Origin of the sequence: Pseudomonas sp. 3-2 (assembly GCF_019710535.1) — a bacterium.
Classification (GTDB): Bacteria; Pseudomonadota; Gammaproteobacteria; order Pseudomonadales; family Pseudomonadaceae; genus Aquipseudomonas; species Aquipseudomonas pharyngis.
In genome coordinates, this window is the sequence record NZ_CP081200.1 from 1,463,500 (window position 1) to 1,485,500 (window position 22,001).

19 protein-coding genes and 1 pseudogene are annotated in these 22,001 nt (G+C 61.4%); 9 read left to right on the forward strand and 11 right to left on the reverse strand.

Annotated features, from left to right (window positions below; translation table 11 throughout):
* Positions 1 to 17: 17 nt before the first annotated feature.
* The 6 genes from pcaH to pcaC all read left to right on the forward strand — a co-directional run bounded on the left by pcaH (position 18) and on the right by pcaC (position 5,395).
* A complete protein-coding gene (pcaH, locus tag K3819_RS06565; RefSeq protein WP_011332820.1) occupies positions 18 to 722 on the forward strand; it encodes a protocatechuate 3,4-dioxygenase subunit beta in 705 nt (234 codons plus the stop codon).
* 1 nt (position 723) lies between these two features.
* On the forward strand, positions 724 to 1,290 hold the full coding sequence (gene pcaG / locus K3819_RS06570; protein WP_039771428.1) for a protocatechuate 3,4-dioxygenase subunit alpha: 567 nt from the start codon (positions 724 to 726) through the stop codon (positions 1,288 to 1,290).
* Between the two features lie 191 nt (positions 1,291 to 1,481).
* Complete coding sequence (locus K3819_RS06575) at positions 1,482 to 2,777, forward strand: MFS family transporter (protein WP_085647856.1); 1,296 nt, start codon at positions 1,482 to 1,484, stop codon at positions 2,775 to 2,777.
* A 46-nt stretch (positions 2,778 to 2,823) separates the two neighbouring features.
* Positions 2,824 to 4,188 (forward strand): 3-carboxy-cis,cis-muconate cycloisomerase, encoded by a 1,365-nt coding sequence (locus K3819_RS06580; protein WP_085612403.1) that lies wholly within the window; start codon positions 2,824 to 2,826, stop codon positions 4,186 to 4,188.
* A 12-nt stretch (positions 4,189 to 4,200) separates the two neighbouring features.
* Positions 4,201 to 4,992 carry a 3-oxoadipate enol-lactonase gene (gene pcaD, locus K3819_RS06585; RefSeq protein ID WP_085612383.1) on the forward strand — a complete coding sequence of 264 codons (792 nt, stop codon included), beginning with the start codon at positions 4,201 to 4,203 and terminating at the stop codon, positions 4,990 to 4,992.
* A gap of 10 nt (positions 4,993 to 5,002) precedes the next feature.
* Positions 5,003 to 5,395: a 4-carboxymuconolactone decarboxylase gene (gene pcaC / locus K3819_RS06590; protein ID WP_221398871.1), complete on the forward strand. Its 393-nt coding sequence runs from the start codon at positions 5,003 to 5,005 to the stop codon at positions 5,393 to 5,395.
* Positions 5,396 to 5,418: 23 nt separating this feature from the next.
* On the opposite strand, the pseudogene K3819_RS06595 reads toward pcaC, so the two are convergent.
* The 5 genes and pseudogenes from K3819_RS06595 to emhA form a co-directional block, all read right to left on the reverse strand.
* Positions 5,419 to 6,305, reverse strand: a pseudogene (locus tag K3819_RS06595) (methyltransferase domain-containing protein).
* A 187-nt stretch (positions 6,306 to 6,492) separates the two neighbouring features.
* Positions 6,493 to 7,752, reverse strand: coding sequence for an OprD family porin (locus K3819_RS06600; protein WP_221398872.1), 1,260 nt, complete (start codon positions 7,750 to 7,752; stop codon positions 6,493 to 6,495).
* Between the two features lie 290 nt (positions 7,753 to 8,042).
* A complete protein-coding gene (emhC, locus tag K3819_RS06605) occupies positions 8,043 to 9,503 on the reverse strand; it encodes an efflux RND transporter outer membrane subunit EmhC (protein ID WP_221398873.1) in 1,461 nt (486 codons plus the stop codon).
* Complete coding sequence (gene emhB, locus K3819_RS06610) at positions 9,500 to 12,664, reverse strand: efflux RND transporter permease subunit EmhB (RefSeq protein ID WP_085647861.1); 3,165 nt, start codon at positions 12,662 to 12,664, stop codon at positions 9,500 to 9,502. The genes emhC and emhB overlap by 4 nt, the downstream gene beginning before the upstream one ends.
* A 3-nt stretch (positions 12,665 to 12,667) precedes the next feature.
* Positions 12,668 to 13,825: an efflux RND transporter periplasmic adaptor subunit EmhA gene (gene emhA / locus K3819_RS06615; protein ID WP_039771445.1), complete on the reverse strand. Its 1,158-nt coding sequence runs from the start codon at positions 13,823 to 13,825 to the stop codon at positions 12,668 to 12,670.
* 266 nt (positions 13,826 to 14,091) lie between these two features.
* On the opposite strand from emhA, the gene K3819_RS06620 reads away from it, so the two are divergent.
* The gene (locus K3819_RS06620) at positions 14,092 to 14,724 is read left to right on the forward strand and encodes a TetR family transcriptional regulator (protein WP_064593995.1); all 633 of its coding nucleotides are present in this window, start codon (positions 14,092 to 14,094) and stop codon (positions 14,722 to 14,724) included.
* A gap of 487 nt (positions 14,725 to 15,211) precedes the next feature.
* On the opposite strand, the gene K3819_RS06625 is transcribed toward K3819_RS06620, so the two are convergent.
* The 4 genes from K3819_RS06625 to K3819_RS06640 all read right to left on the reverse strand — a co-directional run bounded on the left by K3819_RS06625 (position 15,212) and on the right by K3819_RS06640 (position 18,615).
* Entirely contained in the window at positions 15,212 to 15,865 is a 654-nt protein-coding gene (locus K3819_RS06625) for a hypothetical protein (RefSeq protein ID WP_221398874.1), read from the reverse strand.
* A gap of 168 nt (positions 15,866 to 16,033) precedes the next feature.
* Positions 16,034 to 17,083, reverse strand: a complete 1,050-nt coding sequence (locus K3819_RS06630; protein WP_007957862.1) for an alkene reductase — start codon at positions 17,081 to 17,083, stop codon at positions 16,034 to 16,036.
* A 32-nt stretch (positions 17,084 to 17,115) separates the two neighbouring features.
* Entirely contained in the window at positions 17,116 to 18,279 is a 1,164-nt protein-coding gene (locus K3819_RS06635) for an MFS transporter (protein WP_221398875.1), read from the reverse strand.
* Between the two features lie 33 nt (positions 18,280 to 18,312).
* On the reverse strand, positions 18,313 to 18,615 hold the full coding sequence (locus K3819_RS06640) for a helix-turn-helix transcriptional regulator (protein WP_007957866.1): 303 nt from the start codon (positions 18,613 to 18,615) through the stop codon (positions 18,313 to 18,315).
* A 171-nt stretch (positions 18,616 to 18,786) separates the two neighbouring features.
* Between K3819_RS06640 and K3819_RS06645 the strand changes: the two genes are divergently transcribed.
* Complete coding sequence (locus K3819_RS06645; protein ID WP_221398876.1) at positions 18,787 to 19,359, forward strand: ACP phosphodiesterase; 573 nt, start codon at positions 18,787 to 18,789, stop codon at positions 19,357 to 19,359.
* A gap of 14 nt (positions 19,360 to 19,373) precedes the next feature.
* Here the strand turns inward: K3819_RS06645 and K3819_RS06650 are convergent, their stop codons facing one another.
* A complete protein-coding gene (locus K3819_RS06650) occupies positions 19,374 to 20,168 on the reverse strand; it encodes a 1-acyl-sn-glycerol-3-phosphate acyltransferase (protein WP_221398877.1) in 795 nt (264 codons plus the stop codon).
* Positions 20,168 to 20,923 carry an L-ornithine N(alpha)-acyltransferase gene (gene olsB / locus K3819_RS06655; protein ID WP_064594004.1) on the reverse strand — a complete coding sequence of 252 codons (756 nt, stop codon included), beginning with the start codon at positions 20,921 to 20,923 and terminating at the stop codon, positions 20,168 to 20,170. Before olsB ends, K3819_RS06650 begins: the two co-directional genes overlap by 1 nt.
* Before the next feature lie 153 nt (positions 20,924 to 21,076).
* Here olsB and K3819_RS06660 point away from each other — a divergent pair, with 153 nt between their 5' ends.
* Positions 21,077 to 21,982: an acyl-CoA dehydrogenase family protein gene (locus K3819_RS06660; RefSeq protein ID WP_085612390.1), complete on the forward strand. Its 906-nt coding sequence runs from the start codon at positions 21,077 to 21,079 to the stop codon at positions 21,980 to 21,982.
* Positions 21,983 to 22,001: the final 19 nt, after the last annotated feature.

Here is a 22,001-nt window from a genome sequence, read left to right on the forward strand (position 1 = left end):
GAACAGAGGAAAGCGAAATGACTGACAAGCCTGGTTACCGCCGCCCGCAGGAAGGCACCCAGCCGCCGTACCTGCACCCGACCTATCAATCCACCAATCTGCGCTCGCCGTCCAAGCCGTTGGTGTTTCTGCCGCATTCGCTGTCGGAAATCACTGGGCCGACCATCGGTGCCGAGCGTGTGGCCGATACCGACAACGATTTGACCGCCCAGCATCAGGGTGAACCCCTCGGTGAGCGGATCATCATTCACGGGCGTGTGCTCGACGAAGACGGTCTGCCGGTCCCGGGAATTCTGGTGGAGATCTGGCAGGCCAACGCCGCCGGTCGCTACAACCATGCCCGTGACCTGCACGACGCGCCGCTGGACCCGAATTTCACCGGCACCGGCCGCACCGTGACCGACGCCGACGGCTGGTATCAGTTCCAGACCATCAAGCCCGGCGCCTATCCGTGGGGCAACCACCACAATGCCTGGCGTCCGGCGCACGTGCATTTCTCGCTGTTCGGGCCGAGCATCCTGACGCGCCTGGTCACGCAAATGTATTTCCCGGGCGACCCGCTGCTGGCCTACGACCCGATCTACAACTGCGTGCCGGACACCTCGGCCAAGGAACGCCTGATCGCCGCTTTCGATCTGGAAAAAACCATTCCGTCCTACGCCCTCGCTTATCGCTGGGACATCGTGCTGCGCGGCCGCGAAGCCACGCCGATGGAGAAATGAGATGACCCTGACTGCGACCACGTCCCACACCGTCGGGCCGTATTACCACATCGGCCTGACCTGGCTGAACCGTGAAAACCTCGCCAACGAACTGACCCTCGGCCAGCGCGTGGCGATCACCGGGCAAGTGGTGGACGGCAACGGCGATGTCGTCAACGACGCCATGCTCGAAGTCTGGCAGGCCAACGCCGCCGGCAAATATGACCACCCGGAAGACGAGCAGGCCAAGCCGCTCGATCCGAATTTCGAAGGCTTTGGCCGGGTGCCGGTGGATGCGGAAGGGCGCTTTCGTTTCACCACCATCAAGCCGGGCACGGTTGAAGGCCTGAAGGGCTCGACCCAGGCGCCGCACCTGGTGGTGCTGGTGTTTGCGCGCGGTCTGGTGAAGCACTTGCTGACGCGTATTTACTTCGAAGGCGATCCGGCGAACGTCAATGATCCGTTGCTCGAATGCGTACCGGCCGAGCGCCGCGATACGTTGCTGGCGAAGCCGGACGCGGCGGGTGTCTATCAGTGGAATGTGATCCTGCAGGGCACTGATGCGGAGACCGTGTTCTTCGATTACTAAAGTCATTACACATCCCCTGTGGGAGCGGGCTTGCTCGCGAAGAGGGTGTGTCAGTCGACAGTGATGTTGGCTGATCCAACGCCTTCGCGAGCAAGCCCGCTCCCACAGAGATTTGCGGCGCAGAGTGTCTGTGGAACGGGGCTGTTGCAAAGTGTGTCTAGACTCTCACTGTCCCTATCGAGTGAAAAACAATGACAACCACCACCTCCCATTACACGGGTGAAGAGCGCAGCAAGCGCATCTTTGCCATTGTCGGCGCGTCGTCCGGCAACCTCGTCGAATGGTTCGACTTCTACGTCTACGCCTTCTGCGCGATCTATTTCGCCCCGGCGTTCTTCCCCTCCGACAATCCCACGGTGCAGCTGGTCAACACGGCAGGCGTATTCGCCGCCGGGTTCCTGATGCGACCGATCGGCGGCTGGATTTTCGGCCGGGTCGCGGACAAGCACGGGCGCAAGAACTCGATGCTGATCTCGATCCTGATGATGTGCTTCGGCTCGTTGCTGATCGCCTGTCTGCCGACCTACAAGGACATCGGCGTCTGGGCGCCGCTGCTGCTGTTGTTCGCGCGTCTGCTGCAAGGCCTGTCGGTGGGCGGTGAATACGGCACCACCGCGACCTATATGAGCGAAGTCGCGCTCAAGGGCCAGCGCGGGTTCTTCGCCTCGTTCCAGTACGTGACCCTGATCGGCGGGCAACTGCTGGCGGTGCTGCTGGTGGTGATCCTGCAACAGTTCCTCTCTGAAGAAGAATTGCGTGCCTACGGCTGGCGAATTCCGTTCGTGGTCGGTGCGGCCGCCGCGCTGATTTCGCTGTTCCTGCGCCGTTCGCTGAAAGAAACCACCAGCAAGGAAATGCGCGAGAACAAGGACGCCGGCAGCATCCGCGCACTGTTCCGCGATCACAAGGCTGCGTTCATCACCGTGCTCGGCTATACCGCCGGCGGCTCGCTGATTTTCTACACCTTCACCACGTACATGCAGAAGTACCTGGTGAACACCGCCGGCATGCACGCCAAGACCGCCAGCTACATCATGACCGGCGCGCTGTTCCTGTACATGTGCATGCAGCCGCTGTTCGGCATGCTCGCCGACAAGATCGGCCGGCGTAACTCGATGCTCTGGTTCGGTGGCCTCGGCACGTTGTTCACGGTGCCGATCCTGCTCAGCCTGAAAAGTGTCGGCAGCCCGTTCCTGGCTTTCGTGCTGATCACCGTGGCGCTGGCGATCGTCAGTTTCTACACCTCGATCAGCGGTCTGGTGAAAGCCGAGATGTTCCCGCCGGAAGTCCGCGCCCTCGGCGTCGGCCTGGCCTACGCGGTAGCGAATGCGATCTTTGGTGGTTCGGCAGAATACGTGGCCCTGAGCCTCAAGGCTGGCGGCATGGAAAACGCGTTCTACTGGTATGTCACGATCATGATGGCCGTGGCGTTCCTGTTCAGCCTGCGCCTGCCCAAAGAAGCGAAGTATCTGCACCACGATCTTTAAACCGATGCGCGCGGGCCACAACGGCCCGCGCCGGCAAGGACTGTTTATGACTCAGCGACCGGGCAATCAATTGTTCGATGCCTACTTTACTGCCTGCGATATGCGCGACGTGTTCTGCGATCAGGGTCGGGTGCAGGCGATGCTCGACTTCGAAGCGGCGCTGGCCCGGGCCGAAGCGCGTGTCGGGTTGATTCCGGCGGGCGCCGTCGAGTCGATCGAAAACGCCTGCCGCGCCGGACTGTTCGATTTCGCAGCGCTGGGCGAGGCGATTGCCACGGCCGGCAATTCGGCGATTCCGCTGGTCAAGGCATTGGGCAAACAGATTGCCGCGACCGATGCCGAAGCCGAGCGCTATGTACATCTGGGCGCCACCAGTCAGGACGTGATGGATTCCGGTCTGGTGCTGCAATTGCGTCAGGCGCTGGAATTGATTGAAGGGGAACTGGCGCAACTGGCCGACGCTCTCGCCATTCAGGCGCAGCGCCACGCCGCGACGCCGCTGGCCGGGCGCACCTGGCTGCAACATGCGACGCCGGTGACGCTCGGCATGAAGATCGCCGGTTGGCTCGGTGCGATCACTCGCAGCCGTCAGCGTCTGCGCGAGCTCAAGCCACGGCTGCTGGTGCTGCAATTCGGTGGCGCCTCCGGCACCCTCGCGGCGCTCGGCGAACAGGCGTTGCCGATCGCCCAGGCGCTGGCCGAAGAACTGCACCTGACCCTGCCGGAACAACCGTGGCACACCCAGCGCGACCGCATCGTCGAGTTCGGCGCGGTGCTCGGTCTGATCGCCGGCAGCCTCGGCAAGTTCGGCCGCGACATCAGCCTGTTGATGCAGACCGAAGCGGCGGAAGTGTTTGAGCCGTCGGCGCCGGGCAAGGGCGGTTCCTCGACCATGCCGCACAAACGCAACCCGGTGGGCGCGGCGGTGTTGATCGGCGCCGCCACCCGCGTGCCGGGGTTGGTGTCGACGCTGTTCAGCGCCATGCCGCAGGAACACGAACGCAGCCTCGGTCTGTGGCACGCCGAATGGGAAACCCTGCCGGAGATCTGCTGCCTGGTGTCGGGCGCACTGCAACAGGCGCGGCTGCTGGCCGATGGTCTGGAGGTCGATGCTGCGCGCATGGCCCGCAACCTGGAGTTGACTCAAGGCCTGGTGCTGGCAGAAGCGGTGAGCATCGTGCTCGCGCAACGGGTCGGCCGCGACACCGCGCATCATCTGCTCGAGCAATGCTGCAAACGGGCGGTGGCCGAACAGCGCCATCTGCGTGCGGTCCTCGGTGACGAACCGCAGGTGACCGCCGAATTGAGTGCAACCGAACTGGATCATCTGCTCGATCCCGCCCATTACCTCGGCCAGGCACAGGTCTGGGTCGAGCGGGCAGTGGCCGAACACAACGCATTGTCTGACTGAAAGGAGAGGGCTGTGGCTTTCGTTCAACTCGCCGATGGCGAACTGCATTACTCATTGGAAGGCCCGGTCGATGCGCCGGTACTGGTGCTGTCGAACTCGCTGGGCACCGACCTGCACATGTGGGACGTGCAGATGCCGGCCTTTACCGAACATTTTCGCGTGCTGCGTTTCGATACTCGCGGGCACGGCCAGTCGCTGGTGACGCCGGGCCCGTACAGCATCGAGCAACTGGGCCGCGACGTGCTGGCGCTGCTGGATGCGCTGCACATCGAACGCGCGCATTTCTGCGGTCTGTCGATGGGCGGCCTGATCGGCCAGTGGCTGGGGATCAACGCCGGCCAGCGGCTGAACAAACTGATCGTCTGCAACACGGCGGCGAAAATCGGCGATCCGTCGGTGTGGAACCCGCGCATCGAAACCGTGCTGCGTGATGGCCCGGCGGCGATGGTCGCGTTGCGTGATGCATCGATTGCCCGCTGGTTTACTCCGGACTTTTCCGCCGCCCATCCGGCAGCAGCGAAGCAAATCACCGACATGCTGGCCGCGACCCATCCTGAAGGTTACGCCGCCAACTGCGCAGCGGTGCGCGATGCGGATTTCCGCGAGCAGTTGGCGTCGATCACGGTGCCGCTGCTGGTGATCGCCGGTACCGAAGATGCGGTGACGCCACCGTCCGGCGGGCATTTCATTCAGGAGCATGTGCGCGGCGCCGAGTACGCCGAGTTTTATGCGGCGCACCTTTCCAACGTTCAGGCCGGCGACGCGTTCAGCGACCGCGTGCTGACCTTTTTGCTGGCCGATTAAGGGGATTTCTGTGGACGAGAAACAACGTTACGACGACGGCATGCAAGTGCGCCGCGCGGTGCTCGGCGATGCGCACGTTGATCGCAGCCTGACCACGCTGACCGAGTTCAACTCGGAATTTCAGGAGATGATCACCCGTCACGCCTGGGGCGACATCTGGACCCGACCGGGCCTGCCACGCCACACCCGCAGCCTGATCACCATCGCCATGCTGATCGGCATGAACCGCGAAGGTGAACTGAGGTTGCACCTGCGGGCGGCGGCCAACAATGGCGTGAGTCGCGGCGAGATCAAGGAAGTGATCATGCAGAGCGCGATCTACTGCGGGATTCCGGCAGCCAATGCGACGTTCCATCTGGCTGAATCGGTGTGGGATGAGCTGGGTATCGAATCCCGGGATTGACCGCGACTGAGCGGATGCCATCGCTAGCGGGCTAGCTCCGACAGTGAAATGCGGTCCATTGTGGGAGCTAGCCTGCTAGCGATGGCGGTATTTGCCGCGCCGATTGAAACCTTGGCGACAATGAAAATCCGCTTGAACGGAAACAGCGTGTGGCCGTTTTCCTCTTGCGGATAATGCGCGTGCACCCGCATCAGGTAGTGATAAATGAAGCGCGCCTGTTCCTCTGACGTCAGTTCCTGCATCACCGGCCGCAGCGCCGACACCTTTACCCAGTCATAAACCGGCGACTTGCCGTCGACCACCTGCAACTGCTCGGTTTCCCAGATATCCAGCGACTCGGTCAACGGGGCCAGCAACCGGTAGTAATCCTCCAGCGACAACAACGTCCGCGCTGCCATGCGCTGGCGCAATTGCGCAGTGCCGATGGGGCGGCCGCAGGGTCCGGCATGGTTGAGGGTGTCGAGCATCAGCTGATACCACAGCGCATCACGCCAGTCCGGCATATGCGCGGCGAGGCACCCGCCGGGGTTTATGTGGCCGAGCAGACGGGGCAGCAGTTGCTCATGGTCGTCGATAAAGTGCAGCACGGCTGCGGCCAGCAGCAGGTCGGCCGATTGCTCGGGTTGCCAGTCGAGCAGGTTGCAGTGCTGCCACGACGCCTTGATCGGCAGGCTGCGGGCCTGATCGAGCATCTGTGCCGAACTGTCGAGCCCCGCAACTGCGCACGCGGCCAGCGTTCGGCCAACAGTTGCGTGGCAATGCCGGTGCCGCAACCGAGGTCATAAATGAGTTTCGGATCGTTCAGTTCGACGCGGCCGAGCAATTCAACGACCGGTTGTTGCCTGAGACGGGAAAACTGCTGGTACGCCTTGGCGTCCCAGTCGGGTGGCGTGTTGAGGCGAGTGATCATGAGGTGATCCTCCGGTGATCAGCAGTGTCTTCCGATGACAGCCTGGCTCGAGTCTTGGGGACCAACATCAACAGATAACGGAAGCGGGAAGGGTGAGGCACCTGAGTCCTTCAGGTGATTCCACTCTAATCGACGCCCGCCGAAGTGCCACACATCCTGACGGGTGGCACCTAAGGGGGATTGATACCTACAGCAAACCGATCGGATAGCTGACAATCAGGCGGTTCTCGTCGAACTCGTTGTTGCTGAAGTCGCGGCGCATGGTCGAGTTGCGCCATCTGACGTTCAGGTTCTTCAGCGCGCCGCTCTGCACGGTGTAGCCCAGTTCCGATTCGCGGCCCCATTCCTTGCCGTCGGTGATGGTGCCGGTGTGCACGTTGTCGCCGCTGATGTAACGGTTCATCAGGGTCAGGCCGGGGATGCCCAGGGCAACGAAGTTGTAGTCGTGACGGACCTGCCAGGAGCGTTCCTGCGCGTTGTCGTAGCTGGCGTTGTAGCTGTCGTTGGCCAGGGTGCCGCCGCTGGTGCCGTTGACGCGCATCCAGGCGCTGTCGCCGGTGAGTTTCTGCAGGCCGACGTAGAAGGTGTGGCCACCGTATTTTGCGGAGAACAGGCCTGACCAGGTCTTGTTGTCGAGTTCGCCGGCGCGGGCGCTGCCGTCGTCCTTGCCGTAGAAGAAACCGAGGTTGGCGCCCAACGTCCAGTCGCCGAGCGGCTGGCTGTGGATCAGGTTGACGTATTGCTGGCTGTAGATGTCGTTGAGTTCGGCGTTCCACAGGCCGATCTGGGTGCGCTTGTCGTTGAACACGTATTCGCCGCCCTGAAAGTTGAAGCGATCGGAGGTGAACGCGGCTTTGCCGGTCATCGACATGTCGCTCATGCTGCTGTCGTCGCGCGGACTGTTGGCGCGGAACTGGCCGCCGTAAAGGGTCAGGCCATCGATTTCCTTCGAGGTGATCTGGCCGCCGCGAAAGGTCTGCGGCAGCGAGCGGCCGTCGTCCGAGCGCAGGATCGGCAACACCGGCATCCACTCGCCGACCTTCACTTCGGTTTGCGACAGCTTCGCCTTGAAGGCGACGTTGGTGCGGCCGAAGTTGTCCGCCGGGCGTCCGTCATGATCCAGCGGCAACAGTTGCGTGCCGCCGGTGCCTTTGCCGCCATCGAGCTTCACCGAGTACAACCCCAGCACATCCAGACCGAACCCGACGGTGCCCTGGGTGAAACCGGATTTGGCGTCGAGGATGAAGTTCTGCGTCCACTCTTCAGCCTTGCCCTGAGCCTTGGTCGGGTTGGTGAAGTTGCGATTGATGTAGAAGTTGCGCAGGTTCAGGTTGACCTTGGCCCCGTCGATAAAACCGGTTTCTTCTGCCGCAGCGGGCAGCGCGATGCCGGCCAGGGCGAGGGCGATCAGACCGGGAAGTGCGTAGGGCGCAGGGGAGGTTGTCATGGGCTCGGGTCTCTCTTGTTTTTTTTGGGGCAAACGGGAGCGCTGCGGCCGTTTTTCAAGGCGCAGACATACGATGGATTCAGAGGCGAAGCGGCGGCGATCAGCCGGGAGGAGCAGGGCGCGGGAGCATGGTGTCGAACCTGTTGTTATTGGTTTTGTGGCTCGAATGGTGCGGGGCGCGGGCGAGGCGATTCAATCGGCGAAAGTGGAATTTGGGCGATTATCGAACGCAAGATTTGCGGGCAACAAAAAGCCCACCAAACGGTGGGCTTCTTGTATTCAGCAGATGATCAGAACAACTTCATCTTCGGCGCTTCTTCTTTGAGCGGCTCGTTCTGCGCGGTCTGCGCATTCCAGCCACCGCCCAGGGCCTTGTACAGGTTGACCGCACTGGTCAGCTGCGCGAGGCGGTCGGTGATCAGCGATTGTTGCGCGCTGAACAGCTGACGCTGGGCATCGAGGAAGGTCAGGTTGCTGTCGACGCCAATGCGATAGCGACGCTCGGCCAGGCGGTAGTAATCCTGGTTCGCCTGAACGAAATCACGCTGGGCCTGCAACTGCTCGGTGTAGGTCTGGCGCGCGGCCAGGCCGTCGGCGACTTCCTGGAAGGCCGTTTGAATGGACTTCTCGTAGTTCGCCACGCCAATGTCCTTCTGGATCTTGGCGTAGTCGAGGCTGGCGCGCAGGCTGCCGGCGTTGAAGATCGGCAGGTTGATCTGCGGCTGGAACAGCCACGTGCCCGAACCACCCTTGAACAGGCCGGACAGATCCGGGCTCAGGCTGCCCGCGTTGGCGGTCAGGCTGATGCTCGGGAAGAACGCTGCACGGGCTGCGCCGATGTTGGCGTTGGCGGCCTTCAGGTTGTACTCGGCCTGAAGGATGTCCGGACGACGTTGCAGCAGATCCGACGGCAGACCGGCCGGCACGTCGGCCAGCAGGTCATCCGACAGCGGTTTGGCCGCTTGCAGGTTGGCCGGGATGCCGGTGCCGAGCAGCAGGGTCAGGCTGTTTTCGTCCTGGGCCACCTGACGGGTGTAACGCGCCAGTTGTGCCCGGGCGTTTTCCACCGAGGTACGCGACTGCGCCAGGTCCAGCGCCGAAGCTACACCGACTTCGTTGCTGCGGCTGGTCAGCTTGTAGCTTTCCTCGAAGGCACCGAGGGTGTCCTGGGTCAGCTTCAGCAGTTCCTTGTCGGCCTGCCAGGTCAGGTAGGCGTTGGCCACGCTGGCCACCAGGCTGATCTGGGTGCTGCGGCGCGCTTCTTCGGTGGCGAAGTATTGTTGCAGCGCTTGTTCGCTCAGGCTGCGAACCCGACCGAACAGGTCAAGTTCGTAGGCGCTGATGCCGACGGTAGCGGAGTAGGAACTGCTGATGGCCGCTTCACCGGTCTGTGACGCACGGGCCGGAACCCGCTGACGACTGCCGCTGGCATTGGCCGACACGGCCGGGAACAGGTCGGCACGCTGGATGCGGTATTGAGCCGCGTAGGCGTCGATGTTCAGCGCCGCGACACGCAGGTCGCGGTTGTTTTCCAGGGCCACCTGGATCAGCTGCTGCAGGGCCGGGTCATGGAAAAACTGCTTCCAGCCCTGCTCGGCAGCGGCCTGCGCCGGTGCCTGGGCCGGCGAGTACGCCGGGCCCTGCGGGTATTGGCCCGCCACCGGTGCTTCCGGCTGCTGATAATCCGGTATCAGCGAGCAACCGCTCAGCACGAAGGCGGCGACTGCGATGGAGAGTAGCGACTTGCTCATTGGCCAGCCTCTTTAGGAGTTTCTATGGCGTCATCCTTGCCGGCGTTTTTGCGCTGACCCATGGACGACACAGTGACGAAGAACAGTGGAACCCAGAATATCGCCAGGATCGTCGCGGTGAGCATACCGCCAATCACGCCGGTACCGATCGCGTGTTGACTGCCCGAGCCTGCGCCGGTGGAGATAGCCAACGGTACAACACCGAGGACGAAGGCCAGCGACGTCATGATGATCGGTCGCAGACGCATGCGGCAGGCTTCAATCGCCGCATCGCGCAGACTGCGTCCCTGCTCGTGCAATTCCTTGGCGAACTCGACGATCAGAATGGCGTTTTTAGCCGCCAGACCGATGGTCGTCAACAGACCCACCTGGAAGTACACGTCGTTCGACAGACCGCGCAGGCTGGTGGCCATCAGTGCACCGATGATCCCCAGCGGTACCACGAGCATGACCGCGATCGGAATCGACCAGCTTTCATACAGCGCCGCCAGACACAGGAACACCATCAGCAGCGACAGGGCGTACAGCGCCGGAGCCTGCGAACCGGACAGTCGTTCTTCGTACGACAGACCGGTCCACGAGATACCCACACCGGCCGGCAGTTTCTTGGCAATCGCCTCGACTTCGGCCATCGCTTCACCGGTGGAGTAACCCGGCGCCGGGGCACCGAGGATCTCGACCGCTTCAACGCCGTTGTAACGCGCCAGCTTCGGCGAACCGTAGATCCACTCGCCCTTGGCGAACGCGGAGAACGGAACCATGGTGCCGGCGGCGTTGCGCACGTACCACTTCTTCAGGTCTTCCGGGCTCATGCGCGAGTCTGGCCGGCCCTGCACGTACACCTTCTTCACCCGACCACGGTCGATGAAGTCGTTGACGTAGCTACTGCCCAGCGCAATCGACAGGGTGTTGTTGATGTCGGAGATGGTGATGCCCAGGGCACTGGCCTTCTCGTCATCGATTTCCAGCTGGAACTGCGGTTCATCGTTCAGACCGTTCGGACGGACCTGCGTGAGCACCTTGCTCTGCGCGGCCATGCCGAGGAACTGGTTGCGCGCGGCCATCAGTTGTTCGTGACCGATACCGGCGCGGTCCTGCAGGAACACGTCGAAACCGGTGGCATTACCCAGCTCCAGTACGGCCGGCGGGGCGAAGGCGAACACCATCGCATCGCGGAAGCTGAAGAAGTGCTGCTGGGCGCGGGCCGCCAGTTTGAACACGCTGTTGTCGGCGTTACGTTCGCCCCACGGCTTGAGCATGATGAACGCCATACCCGAGCTTTGGCCACGGCCGGCGAAGTTGAAGCCGGTCACGGTGAACACCGACGCTACGGCGTCGCCTTCACCGCCGTCCTTGGTCGGACGCAGCAGGAACTCACGCATTTCATCCACCACCACCTGAGTGCGCTGGGCACTGGAACCGGCGGGTGTCTGCACCTGGGCGAACAGAACGCCCTGGTCTTCTTCCGGCAGGAACGCGGTCGGGATGCGGGTGAACAGCCAGATCATGCCGACCACGATCAGCAGGTACGCCAGCAGATACGGCGCCTTGCGCGACAACATGTTGCCGACACCGCGCTCGTAGCTGTTGACGCCACGGTCGAAGTTGCGGTTGAACCAGCCGAAGAAACCCTTTTTCGGCGTGCCGTGCTCACCGTGCGGAATCGCCTTGAGCATGGTGGCGCACAGCGCCGGGGTGAAGATCAGCGCGACCAGTACCGACAGCGCCATGGCCGACACGATGGTGATCGAGAACTGCTTGTAGATCACACCGGTGGAGCCGCTGAAGAATGCCATCGGCAGCAACACCGCCGACAGCACCAGGGCGATACCGACCAGGGCGCCCTGGATCTGGCCCATGGATTTCTTGGTCGCTTCCTTCGGTGACAAGCCTTCTTCGCTCATCACCCGCTCGACGTTTTCCACCACGACAATGGCGTCGTCCACCAGCAAGCCGATGGCCAGCACCATGCCGAACATGGTCAGGGTGTTGATGCTGAAACCGGCCGCTGCGAGGATGCCGAAAGTACCGAGCAATACCACCGGCACGGTCATCGTGGTGATGACGGTGGCGCGGAAGTTCTGCAGGAACAGGAACATCACCAGGAACACCAGCGCAATCGCTTCGACCAGGGTGTGAACCACGCCTTTGATCGACTCGGTCACCACCGGGGTGGTGTCGTACGGGAACACCACTTCCATGCCTTGCGGGAAGAACGGCTTGAGGTCGTCAATCGTCTTGCGCAGTGCCTTGGCGGTGTCGAGGGCGTTGGCGCCGTTGGCCAGTTTCACCGCCAGACCGGACGCCGGGCTGCCGTTGAACTGGGCGCTGATCGCATAGTTCTCGCCACCCAGGCCGACGTCGGCGACGTCTTTGAGGCGAACCTGCGAGCCGTCCTTGTTGACCTTGAGCAGAATTTCTTTGAACTGCTCGGCAGTCTGCAGACGGGTCTTGCCGATGATCGTGGCGTTCAGCTGCTGGCCCTGCACGGCAGGCAAGCCGCCGAGCTGACCGGACGAAACCTGGACGTTCTGCGCCGCAATCGCGGTTTTCACGTCGACCGGGGTCAGGTTGAAGTTGTTCAACTTGGCCGGGTCGAGCCAGATGCGCATCGCGTACTGGGCACCGAAGACCTGGAAGTCACCGACACCGGCGGTCCGGGAGATCGGGTCCTGCATGTTCGACACGATGTAGTTGGACAGGTCGTCCTTGGTCATGCTGCCGTCACGCGACACCACGCCGATCACCAGCAGGAAGTTCTTCACTGCCTTGGTCACGCGGATACCCTGTTGCTGCACTTCCTGCGGCAGCAGCGGGGTGGCCAGGTTCAGCTTGTTCTGGACCTGGACCTGCGCGGTGTCGGAGTTGGTGCCTTGCTCGAAGGTCGCGGTGATGGTCATGCTGCCGTCGGAGTTACTTTCCGAGGACACATAACGCAGGTTGTCGATACCGTTGAGCTGCTGCTCGATCACTTGCACCACGGTGTCCTGAACCGTCTGTGCCGAAGCACCCGGGTAGGTCACCGAGATTGCAATGGCCGGTGGCGCAATGCTCGGGTACTGGTTGATTGGCAGTTTCAGGATCGAAAGTGCCCCGACCAGCATGATCACCAGGGCAATTACCCAGGCGAAAATCGGACGGTCGATGAAAAATTTTGACATGGATTACTCCCCTTTGCCGCCGGCGGCTTTGTCAGCTGCCTGAGCGGGGGCCGGGTTCTTTTTGCCGACGTTGGTCGCTTCGGTCGGTTTGACCTCAACACCCGGTTTGACGAATTGCAGCCCTTCGGTGATCAGACGATCTCCGGCCTTCAGGCCGTCTTCGATCAGCCACTGGCTGCCGACGGTGCGGCTGGCCTTGAGCTGACGCAGCTCGACCTTGTTGTCCGGACCGACGACCAGCGCAGTCGGGGTGCCCTTGAGGTCGCGGGTCACGCCTTGCTGCGGCGCGAGGATCGCGGCGCTGTTCACACCGGCCTGCAACTGCGCGTGGACGAACATGCCCGGCAACAGAGTGTGATCCGGGTTCGGGAACACGGCGCGCAGGGTCACGGAACCGGTGGTCTGGTCGACCGACACTTCGGAGAATTCCAGCTTACCGTCGAGCTTGTACTGGCTGCCGTCTTCGAGGGTCAGCTTGACGGCAGCGGCGTTGTCGCCGGCCTTCTGCAGACGACCGCTTTCCAGTTCGCGACGCAATTCCAGCAACTCGACCGAGGACTGGGTAACGTCGACGTAGATCGGGTCCAGTTGCTGGATCACGGCCATCGCGTCGGTCTGGCCGCTGCTGACCAGCGCGCCTTCGGTCACCGAAGAACGGCCGATGCGACCGGAGATCGGTGCGTAGACCTTGGTGTAACGCACGTTGATCTGCGCGCTTTGCAACGACGCTTCCGATTGCAGGCGGTTGGCTACGGCGGTGTCGTATTCCTGACGGCTGACGGCCTGCTCGTCGACCAGTTGCTTGTAGCGGTCGGAGATCGACTTGGTCGAACGCAGGTTGGCTTCGGCGCTTTTCAGGGTCGCTTCATAAACCGACGGATCGATCTGATACAGCTGCTGGCCGGCTTTGACATCGCCGCCTTCCTTGAACAGACGCTTGAGAATGATGCCGTTGACCTGCGGACGAACTTCGGCGATGCGGAATGCACTGGTGCGGCCCGGCAGTTCGGAAGTCAGAGTAAAGGCTTGTGGTTGCAGGGTGACGACGCCGACCTGAGGAGGTGGTGCGGCGGGAGCCGCCTCTTCCTTTTTACATCCGCTGAGCAGCGATGCCAGGGCGACGGCAGTGACCAGAGCGGTAACAGCTGGCTTGAATTGCATGAAGATCCTCGGGTCAGGCGCGCGAAAAGCGCACAAGAAGTGTGGAAGGGTAAAAAAGGGTTATCGGGTGGATAAGTAGCTTGCTAATGAATATACTTACGTTCATGGTTGTTTGTAAACACCTTGGCGTCGTATCCATCCTGTTACAAAAGTCGTCGCAAGGTCTGAAATTGTAGGCCGGGGAGCAGATCCGCGAGAGATCGACCCTTTTTTATTCAGCGGATATTCAGCCATCCCTGAAACATCCTGTTTGAGGTTTTACTGCCATGGTCCGTCGTACCAAAGAGGAAGCTCAGGAAACGCGCAGCCAGATTCTCGAAGCGGCCGAGAAAGCCTTCTATGAGCGGGGCGTGGCGCGCACGACATTGTCGGATATCGCGACCCTGGCCGGGGTGACGCGCGGAGCCATCTACTGGCACTTCAGCAACAAGGCCGATCTGTTGCAAGCCATGCTCGATACTCTGCATGAGCCGTTGGACGAACTGGCCAAGGCCAGCGAAAGCGAGGACGAACCCGATCCACTGGGCTGCATGCGCCAATTGCTGATTCATTTGTTTCATAAAGTTGCACTGGATCCGAAGACCCGGCGTATCAACGAAATTTTGTTTCATAAGTGCGAGTTCACCGATGAAATGTGCGATCTGCGTCAGCAGCGCCGGACCGCCAGCCTCGATTGCAATGTGCGGATCGCGCTGACACTGAGTAACGCGGTCAATCGTGGGCAGTTGCCGGCGGACCTCGACACCGCCCGGGCAGCCATCAGCATTCACGCCTATATCGACGGCCTCCTTTATGGATGGCTCCTGGCGCCGGACGCCTTCGATCTGTACGCCGAGGCGGAGCGTTGGGTCGATACGGGGCTGGACATGCTGCGCTGGAGCCCCAGCCTGCGCAAATGAAACAAAATTCGTTATTGGTCCGTGGGTGTCAACCGTGATGTTGAAAATGAACGGTGCTTCACGCACGCTGCGGTAATGGGCTGCTTTTATATACGCACGTTCACTTGATTGACAGATTGCTAGCTCAGTATTTTGTAGGGATTTTGTGTCTGGAATGTGAGAGAGGGTAAGTGCCAGACAATCAATCCTGACGTGATCCCCTATTGGAGCTGCGTCAGACCTACGATAAACAAAAAGCCCCGACTCTTTCGAGTCCAGGGCTTTTTTCGTGTTTCTGTAATTGACGAATACTGTCGGGTAGTCGATGTGGCCGACCGTGGAGCATCCTTGAGTGCATACCGCTTTACGATCAAAGGAATCTTTTTACTTGAATGGTTGCGAACTATGTAATCTCAGTTCCCGACAGCCCAATAATTGGTTATACGGGCGGCGGTCGTACTTAACCTAAGTTGATCACTATGGCATAGCTATAAGGGCGAGCGGGCTGTTACCGGGTTATATGAGATTCGCAGGTCAGTGGTTTTTTGCCAATAGAACGAACGTTATGTTCGCGTTTGGGGATTATTTTCGTGTCAAAGGCGAACGGTTCATAGGGGGCCGTTAACTTTACTGAGGTTGTGAAATGAAAGGCCTGTTTTTCACCGGAGTAAGTAAACGCATGTCCGACGGGGGTGGATCTACGCCGTTTCGCCCCACCAGAAATCGCTGGAGGCGTGCTGCGTAGTATGAACTGCACGTAGGTCCAAGGGTGGATGACCAGATCCTTTCCTTGGAATCCACTGGTATCCCAGCTGCATTGGGTGAGTGAAAATTTTTCCGAGGTTCCGTTGTAGATATTGATCAGAATACTGTTATTGCCTTCGTGTTTAATCGTATTCCAGGTTTTCTCTTCGTGTTGTTGAGCTTTTTTGATAACGGTTTTAAATTCATCTTCGGGTTTTGAGTGGTTAGTGGTCTTGGTGGGTTCGTCGTCGGTGATGCTGGAAAGCACAGTACCTAAAATGCCAGCGGCGACTGGATTAATTAAATAGGTTGAGCTTGATAAAATGGAGTTTAGAGTAGTGTTTTCGAATGTTTTGATTTGAGTTTCTTCATGATTGTTTTCGTCTTTTGAAGCGGTGTTGTTTGTTGTGTCATTCATGACGGTTTCTCTTTTTGTTTAGTTGGAGGGTGCGAAAATAACAGTACCAAGGTCGATGTGCATGCGAGCTATGTAATGGTTTATTTCGCAAGTAGTCGCCCCCCCCCTGATAAACAAAAAGCCCCGGCTCTTACGAGTCCGGGGCTTTTGAATTGCAAGGCGTAGTGATTACAACGTTGGGTAGTCGAGGTAACCGACCGCACCTTTGCCGTAGAAGGTTTCCGGGTGCGGCTCGTTCAGCGGCGCATCGGCCTTCAGACGGGCCGGCAAGTCCGGGTTGGCAATGAACGGGATGCCGAATGCCACGGCGTCTGCTTTGCCCTCGGCCAGCCAGGCGTTGGCGCTGTCCTTGGTGAAGCGCTCGTTGGCAATGTAGGCGCCGCCGAAGGCTTCTTTCAGTTGTGGGCCGAGGCTGTCGGCACCTTCTTTCTCGCGGGAGCAGATGAAGGCGATGCCACGCTTGCCCAGTTCGCGGGCGACGTAGGTGAAGGTCTCGGCCAGGTTGTCGTCGCCCATGTCATGGGAGTCGGCGCGCGGTGCCAGGTGCACACCAACACGGCCGGCGCCCCAGACTTCGATCGCGGCGTCGGTCACTTCCAGCAGCAGACGGGCACGGTTTTCCAGGGAGCCGCCGTAGATATCGGTGCGCTGGTTGGTGCTGCTTTGCAGGAACTGGTCGAGCAGGTAGCCGTTGGCGCCGTGGATTTCCACGCCGTCGAAACCGGCGGCCTTGGCGTTTTCCGCACCGACGCGGTAAGCGTCGACGATGTCGGCGATTTCAGCGGTTTCCAGTGCACGCGGGGTTGGATAGTCGGCCAGCGGGCGAACCAGGCTGACATGGCCTTTAGGCTGGATGGCGCTCGGGGCAACCGGGGCTTCGCCGTTCAGGTACGACGGGTGGGAGACCCGGCCGACGTGCCACAGTTGCAGGACGATCTTGCCGCCGGCCGCGTGAACGGCCTTGGTCACGTTGGTCCAGCCGCGCACCTGGTCGTTGGACCAGATGCCCGGGGTGTCCGGATAGCCGACGCCCATCGGGGTCACCGAGGTGGCTTCGCTGAGGATCAGGCCGGCCGAGGCGCGTTGTACGTAGTACTCGGCCATCAGCGCGTTCGGTACGCGGCCTTCGTCGGCGCGGCAGCGGGTCAGCGGCGCCATGATGATGCGGTTGGACAGCTCGAGGTCGCCCAGTTTGATCGGATCGAAAATTGTTGCCATGAGATACAACCCTCGTGAGGTAAGTGAGTGAATCAGTTAGCGGTGGCCAGCTCGGGATTGCCGTTCTGGCGGAATGTGATCAGGGTCACCAGCAGGGCCAGGACAGCCAGCGCAGCAGCGGCGAGAGGCACGCTGGTCAGGCCGTAGCCGTGGGCGATGACGCTGCCGCCGACCCAGGCGCCGAGGGCGTTGCCGACGTTGAAGGCGCCGATGTTCAGGGTCGACACCAGGTTCGGTGCGGCCTGGCCGTAGGTCACGACGTTCACTTGCAGGGCCGGCACGGCGGCGAAACACGCGGTAGCCCAGAGGAACAGGGTGATTTCGGTGGGGATCAGCGCGATGCTGGTCCAGGTCAGGACGGTAGAGGTCACGGCCATGGCGATGAACACGCCGATCAGCGTCGCGGCCAGGCCCTTGTCGGCCAGTTTGCCGCCGATGATGTTGCCGACGCTCAGGCCCAGGCCGATGAGCATCAGGGTCCAGGTCACGCCACGGGGCGAGACACCGGTGACATCGCCCAGCAACGGCGCGACGTAAGTGAACAGAGTGAATACTGAAGCGGCGAACAGCGCGGTCATGCTCAGCGACAGCCAGATGCCGGCGCCCTTGAGGGCGGCCAGTTCGGCGCGCATGTCGAGTTTTTCTTCGTCACGTTTGGCCGGCAGGAAGCGGATCAGGCCGATCAGCGCGATCACACCGATCACGGTCACTGCCCAGAAGGTCGAGCGCCAGCCGGCTTCCTGACCGAGGGCGGTGCCCAGCGGTACACCCAGCACGTTGGCCAGGGTCAGGCCGGTGAACATCAGGGCCACGGCCGAGGCGCGTTTGTTCGGCGCCACCAGGTTGGCCGCGACCACCGAACCGATGCCGAAGAACGCACCGTGGCAGAGGGCGGTAACCACTCGGGCGAACATCAGCACGTTGTAATCAGTGGCGATGGCGCAGAGCAGGTTGCCGATAATGAAGATGCCCATCAGCGTAACCAGTGCAGCCTTGCGCGGCAGTTTTGCAGTGGCCATTGCCATGAACGGCGCACCAATCGCCACGCCCAGGGCGTAGCCGGTCACCAGCCAGCCGGCACCGGGAATCGACACACCGAGGTCGGCCGCGACATTGGGCAGCAGACCCATGATGACGAACTCGGTGGTGCCGATGGCGAAGGCGCTCAAGGCGAGTATGAGTAGCGAGAGGGGCATCGTTTAATCCTTTTGGCTGGCTGACGTTAAGGGTCAGAGCTCTTTGCTGAGGGTGCTGAGGAACGCCTGGATCACGTCCTCGTTGCGTTTGAAAAAGTGCCACTGGCCGGCCTTCTGGCTGCTGATCAGCCCGGCCCGTTGCAGGGTGGCCAGGTGGGCGGAGACGGTCGATTGCGACAGGCCGCAGCGTTGATCGATCTGCCCGGCGCAGATGCCGTACTCGTGGTTGTGGATCTGTTCCGGAAACTGGGCCTTCGGGTCTTTCAGCCAGTTGAGGATGTCTCGCCGTACTGGGTGTGCCAGGGCTTTTATTATTTCGTCGAGGTCAATGTTCATGGCTGGGTGCTCGTGATGTGTGTAGCGCTATATCGCGATGAGGCGAACTTTATATCGGTACTTCGCGATACACCAATATGAATTTGATCTGACGACCGCTTAAATCGGTATATCGGGTTATAACGATATGTGAGGTGTAAACAACCGCGGGCGCGGTGCTAAGCTGCGCCCATGAACTATCTCGCACATTTACACCTCGGTGGCCAGCGCCCCGGTCAACTGCTCGGCAGTCTGTATGGCGATTTCGTCAAAGGGCGGCTGCAAGGGCAGTTCGACCCGGAGATCGAAGCGGCGATTGCCCTGCATCGGCAAATCGACGTGTTCACCGATCGCCACCCATTGGTGGATGCCTCACTGGCGCGCTTTTCAACGACTCGCCGTCGTTACGCGGGCATCGTCCTCGACGTGTTTTTCGACCATTGCCTGGCCCGCGACTGGACGCTGTACGCCGACCGTCCGTTGCGCCAATTCACCACCGACGTTTACCGCGTGCTGTCCAGCGAACGGCAATTGCCCGAGCGCCTGGCGAAGATCGCCCCGCACATGGTCGCCAATGACTGGTTGGGTTCGTATCAGGAGTTCGAAGTGCTGGAGCAGGTGTTGCGAGGGATCTCCCGACGCCTGACCCGACCCGAAGAACTGGCGGGGGCGATGGAGGAATTGCGGCGGTTGTATGAACCGTTGAGCGAAGACTTCCGCTTGTTCTACCCACAGCTGCAGGACTTTGCCGGCCGGCAGCTGTAGATAGACGTTGCCGATCAGGCCGCGATCAGATCGCCCGCGTGTTGCGCTTCGACCGGTTTGACCACATCACCGAACAAGGCTTTCTGCACCGCTTGCTGGGCCTCGTACGCCAATGCCGCGCGCTCCCGGCCCTGGCAGGCAATCGGCTTGAGCAGATGGATTTCGACATCGCCGCAGTCATTGCTGAACAGACGCATCAGGTGCGAAAGCAGATCATCGTCACCAATGAACGGCGCCAGCGAATCGATCTTGCCGTCGCGCAGGTAACGGATCGCCACCGGTTGCAGCTTCACCTCGGAATCGATTGCCGCCGACAGCAAACGACCATGAAAGGTACGCAGCGAACGGCCATCGGTGGTGGTGCCTTCCGGGAACATCAGCAGTGGATGATCGGTTTGCAAATGGCGGGTCATCTGCTTGCGGATCAGTTGGCTGTCGCCCGAACCGCGACGGATGAACAGGCTGCCGGCTTTCGCCGCCAGCCAGCCGGCCACCGGCCAGGTGCGCACTTCGGCCTTGGACAGAAACGACAGCGGCGTGAGCATCCCGAGCAGCGGAATGTCGGTCCACGACACATGGTTGCTGACCCACAGCATCGGCTGTTTCGGAAGCTCGCCATGCACGGTCACGCGAAAGGGCAGGGCATTGCTCAGACGCGCCATGAAAAACCGCGACCAGCGCTGCCGACGCTCCATCGAATGGGCCAGCCCCAGACGTTCGAATACTCCGAAGACACTGGCCATGCTCAACCCCAGTGTCACCACCAGCAGCACTCGCGCGATCCGCGCGTACACCCGCAGCCGGCTCATCACACGGCCGCCTTGAAGTGCTTGGCGTAGCGCGGGCAGAGTTCGTCGCGCTTGAGCAGGATGAACACGTCGGCGACCTGGAAGTCTTCGTCCCAGCACGGCTCGCCGCAGATCTTCGCGCCCAAGCGCATGTAGGCCTTGAGCAGCGGCGGCATTTCGGCGATCACGTTCGACGGAATGTCGAGGCTCGGCAGCGGATTCTTCGGCTCGGCGCGCAGATGTTCGGTGCACAGATAGCGTTCGCGCAGACGCTGCATGATCGCGTGGGCCTGTATGCCGCCGTCCTGCATCGGGATGCTCGCGCAACCCATCAGATAGCTGTAGCCGCCCTGATTCAGCACTTCGGCCAGCTCGCCCCAGAGCACGGCGATGGTGCCGCCGTTGCGGTAGGCCGGGTCGACGCAGGTGCGGCCGATTTCCAGGATCGGGCCTTGTAGATGCGCGAGGCCGTGCAGGCTGAATTCTTCTTCGCTGTAGAACTTGCCCAGGCTGCTGGCGGCGGTGTGATCGAGCAAACGGGTGGTCGCCACCAGGCGGCCGGTGTTCAGGTCACGCACGCCGATGTGGCTGCAGTGAACATCATAGTCATCCATGTCCAGACCCAGCTCCGCGCCGTTCAGCTTGGCGTTGAACTCGCCGCTGAACACGTTGAAGCGCAAGGCCTGGGCTTGCTGCAAGGCCTCGGCGCCGATCAGGCGTTCGGCTTGCAGGCGGCGTTCATTGCCGGTGTCGCTGATGCGGGCGATCTGAGTCATGTGAATCTCCGTACGGGCCTTGAACCCGTCATGGGTTGCAGCCGATCGACTTTCTTTATGCAGCCGTGTTGTGCAAAGTCAGGCTATGTAGCCCCGGTGTCATCGCCATGAATGTTTGGTGATGCTTATATGACAGCCCACGAGGAGCCTCTGATGACCTGGTCGACCCTGCTTGAATGCCGCGAACGCCTGCCCGCCGTTGCCGATCTGGCGGAGGGCTTCGCCACGTTGCTGCAGCAACTGGGTAGCGTGACGCCGTTCGAACTGGCGGTGGCGGGAGGGCGGCGAATGGCGACGCCGGGGCTGGCGTTTCTGGTGGGTTATCAGGCGGCGTTGCGCATGCTCTGGCCGAGCGCGCCGCCGAGCCTCGGCGCGATGTGTGCGACCGAGCAGCGCAGCCTGCGCCCGGCGGACATGCAGACCCGGCTCACGGATCTGCGCCTCACCGGGCAAAAGGATTTCGTCACCGCCGGCGATGCGGCGGACTGGCTGCTGATCGCCGCGCGCAGTGAACAACCCGGCGAATCACCGCGCCTGAGCCTGGCGGTGGTGTACCCCGGCGAACCCGGCGTGCGGGTGGAAAAACTCCCGGCGCTGCCGTTGATGCCGGACGTCAGCCATGGCCGGCTGCATCTCGACGATGCGTTGTGCGAGTTGCTCGCGGGGGATGGCTGGGATGCTTACGTCAAGCCGTTCCGCACCCTTGAAGACGTTTACGTGTTGAGTGCAATGACCGCGTGGTTGTACGGCGTCGGTCAGGACAGCGGCTGGCCCCAGCCGCTGCAATTGCGCTTGCTGGCGCTGCTGGCCGGGTGCGCGGAGGTCAGTCGCCAGCCGCCGAACAATCCCGCCGGGCATGTGTTGCTCGGTGGTTTGTTTGCGCAGTTCGACGGGCTTAAAACGGAAGTCGATCAGGCCCTGCGCAACGGCGATCCTGAGTGGGCGGCGATGTGGCAGCGCGATCAGTCGGTCATGCAACTGGCGGCGGGTGCGCGGGCCAAACGCCTGGCCAAGGCGTTGGCGGCAAACCAAAACACATCTGTCATGAACGCCGGCTAGTCTTCTCAGGTTCATCCCC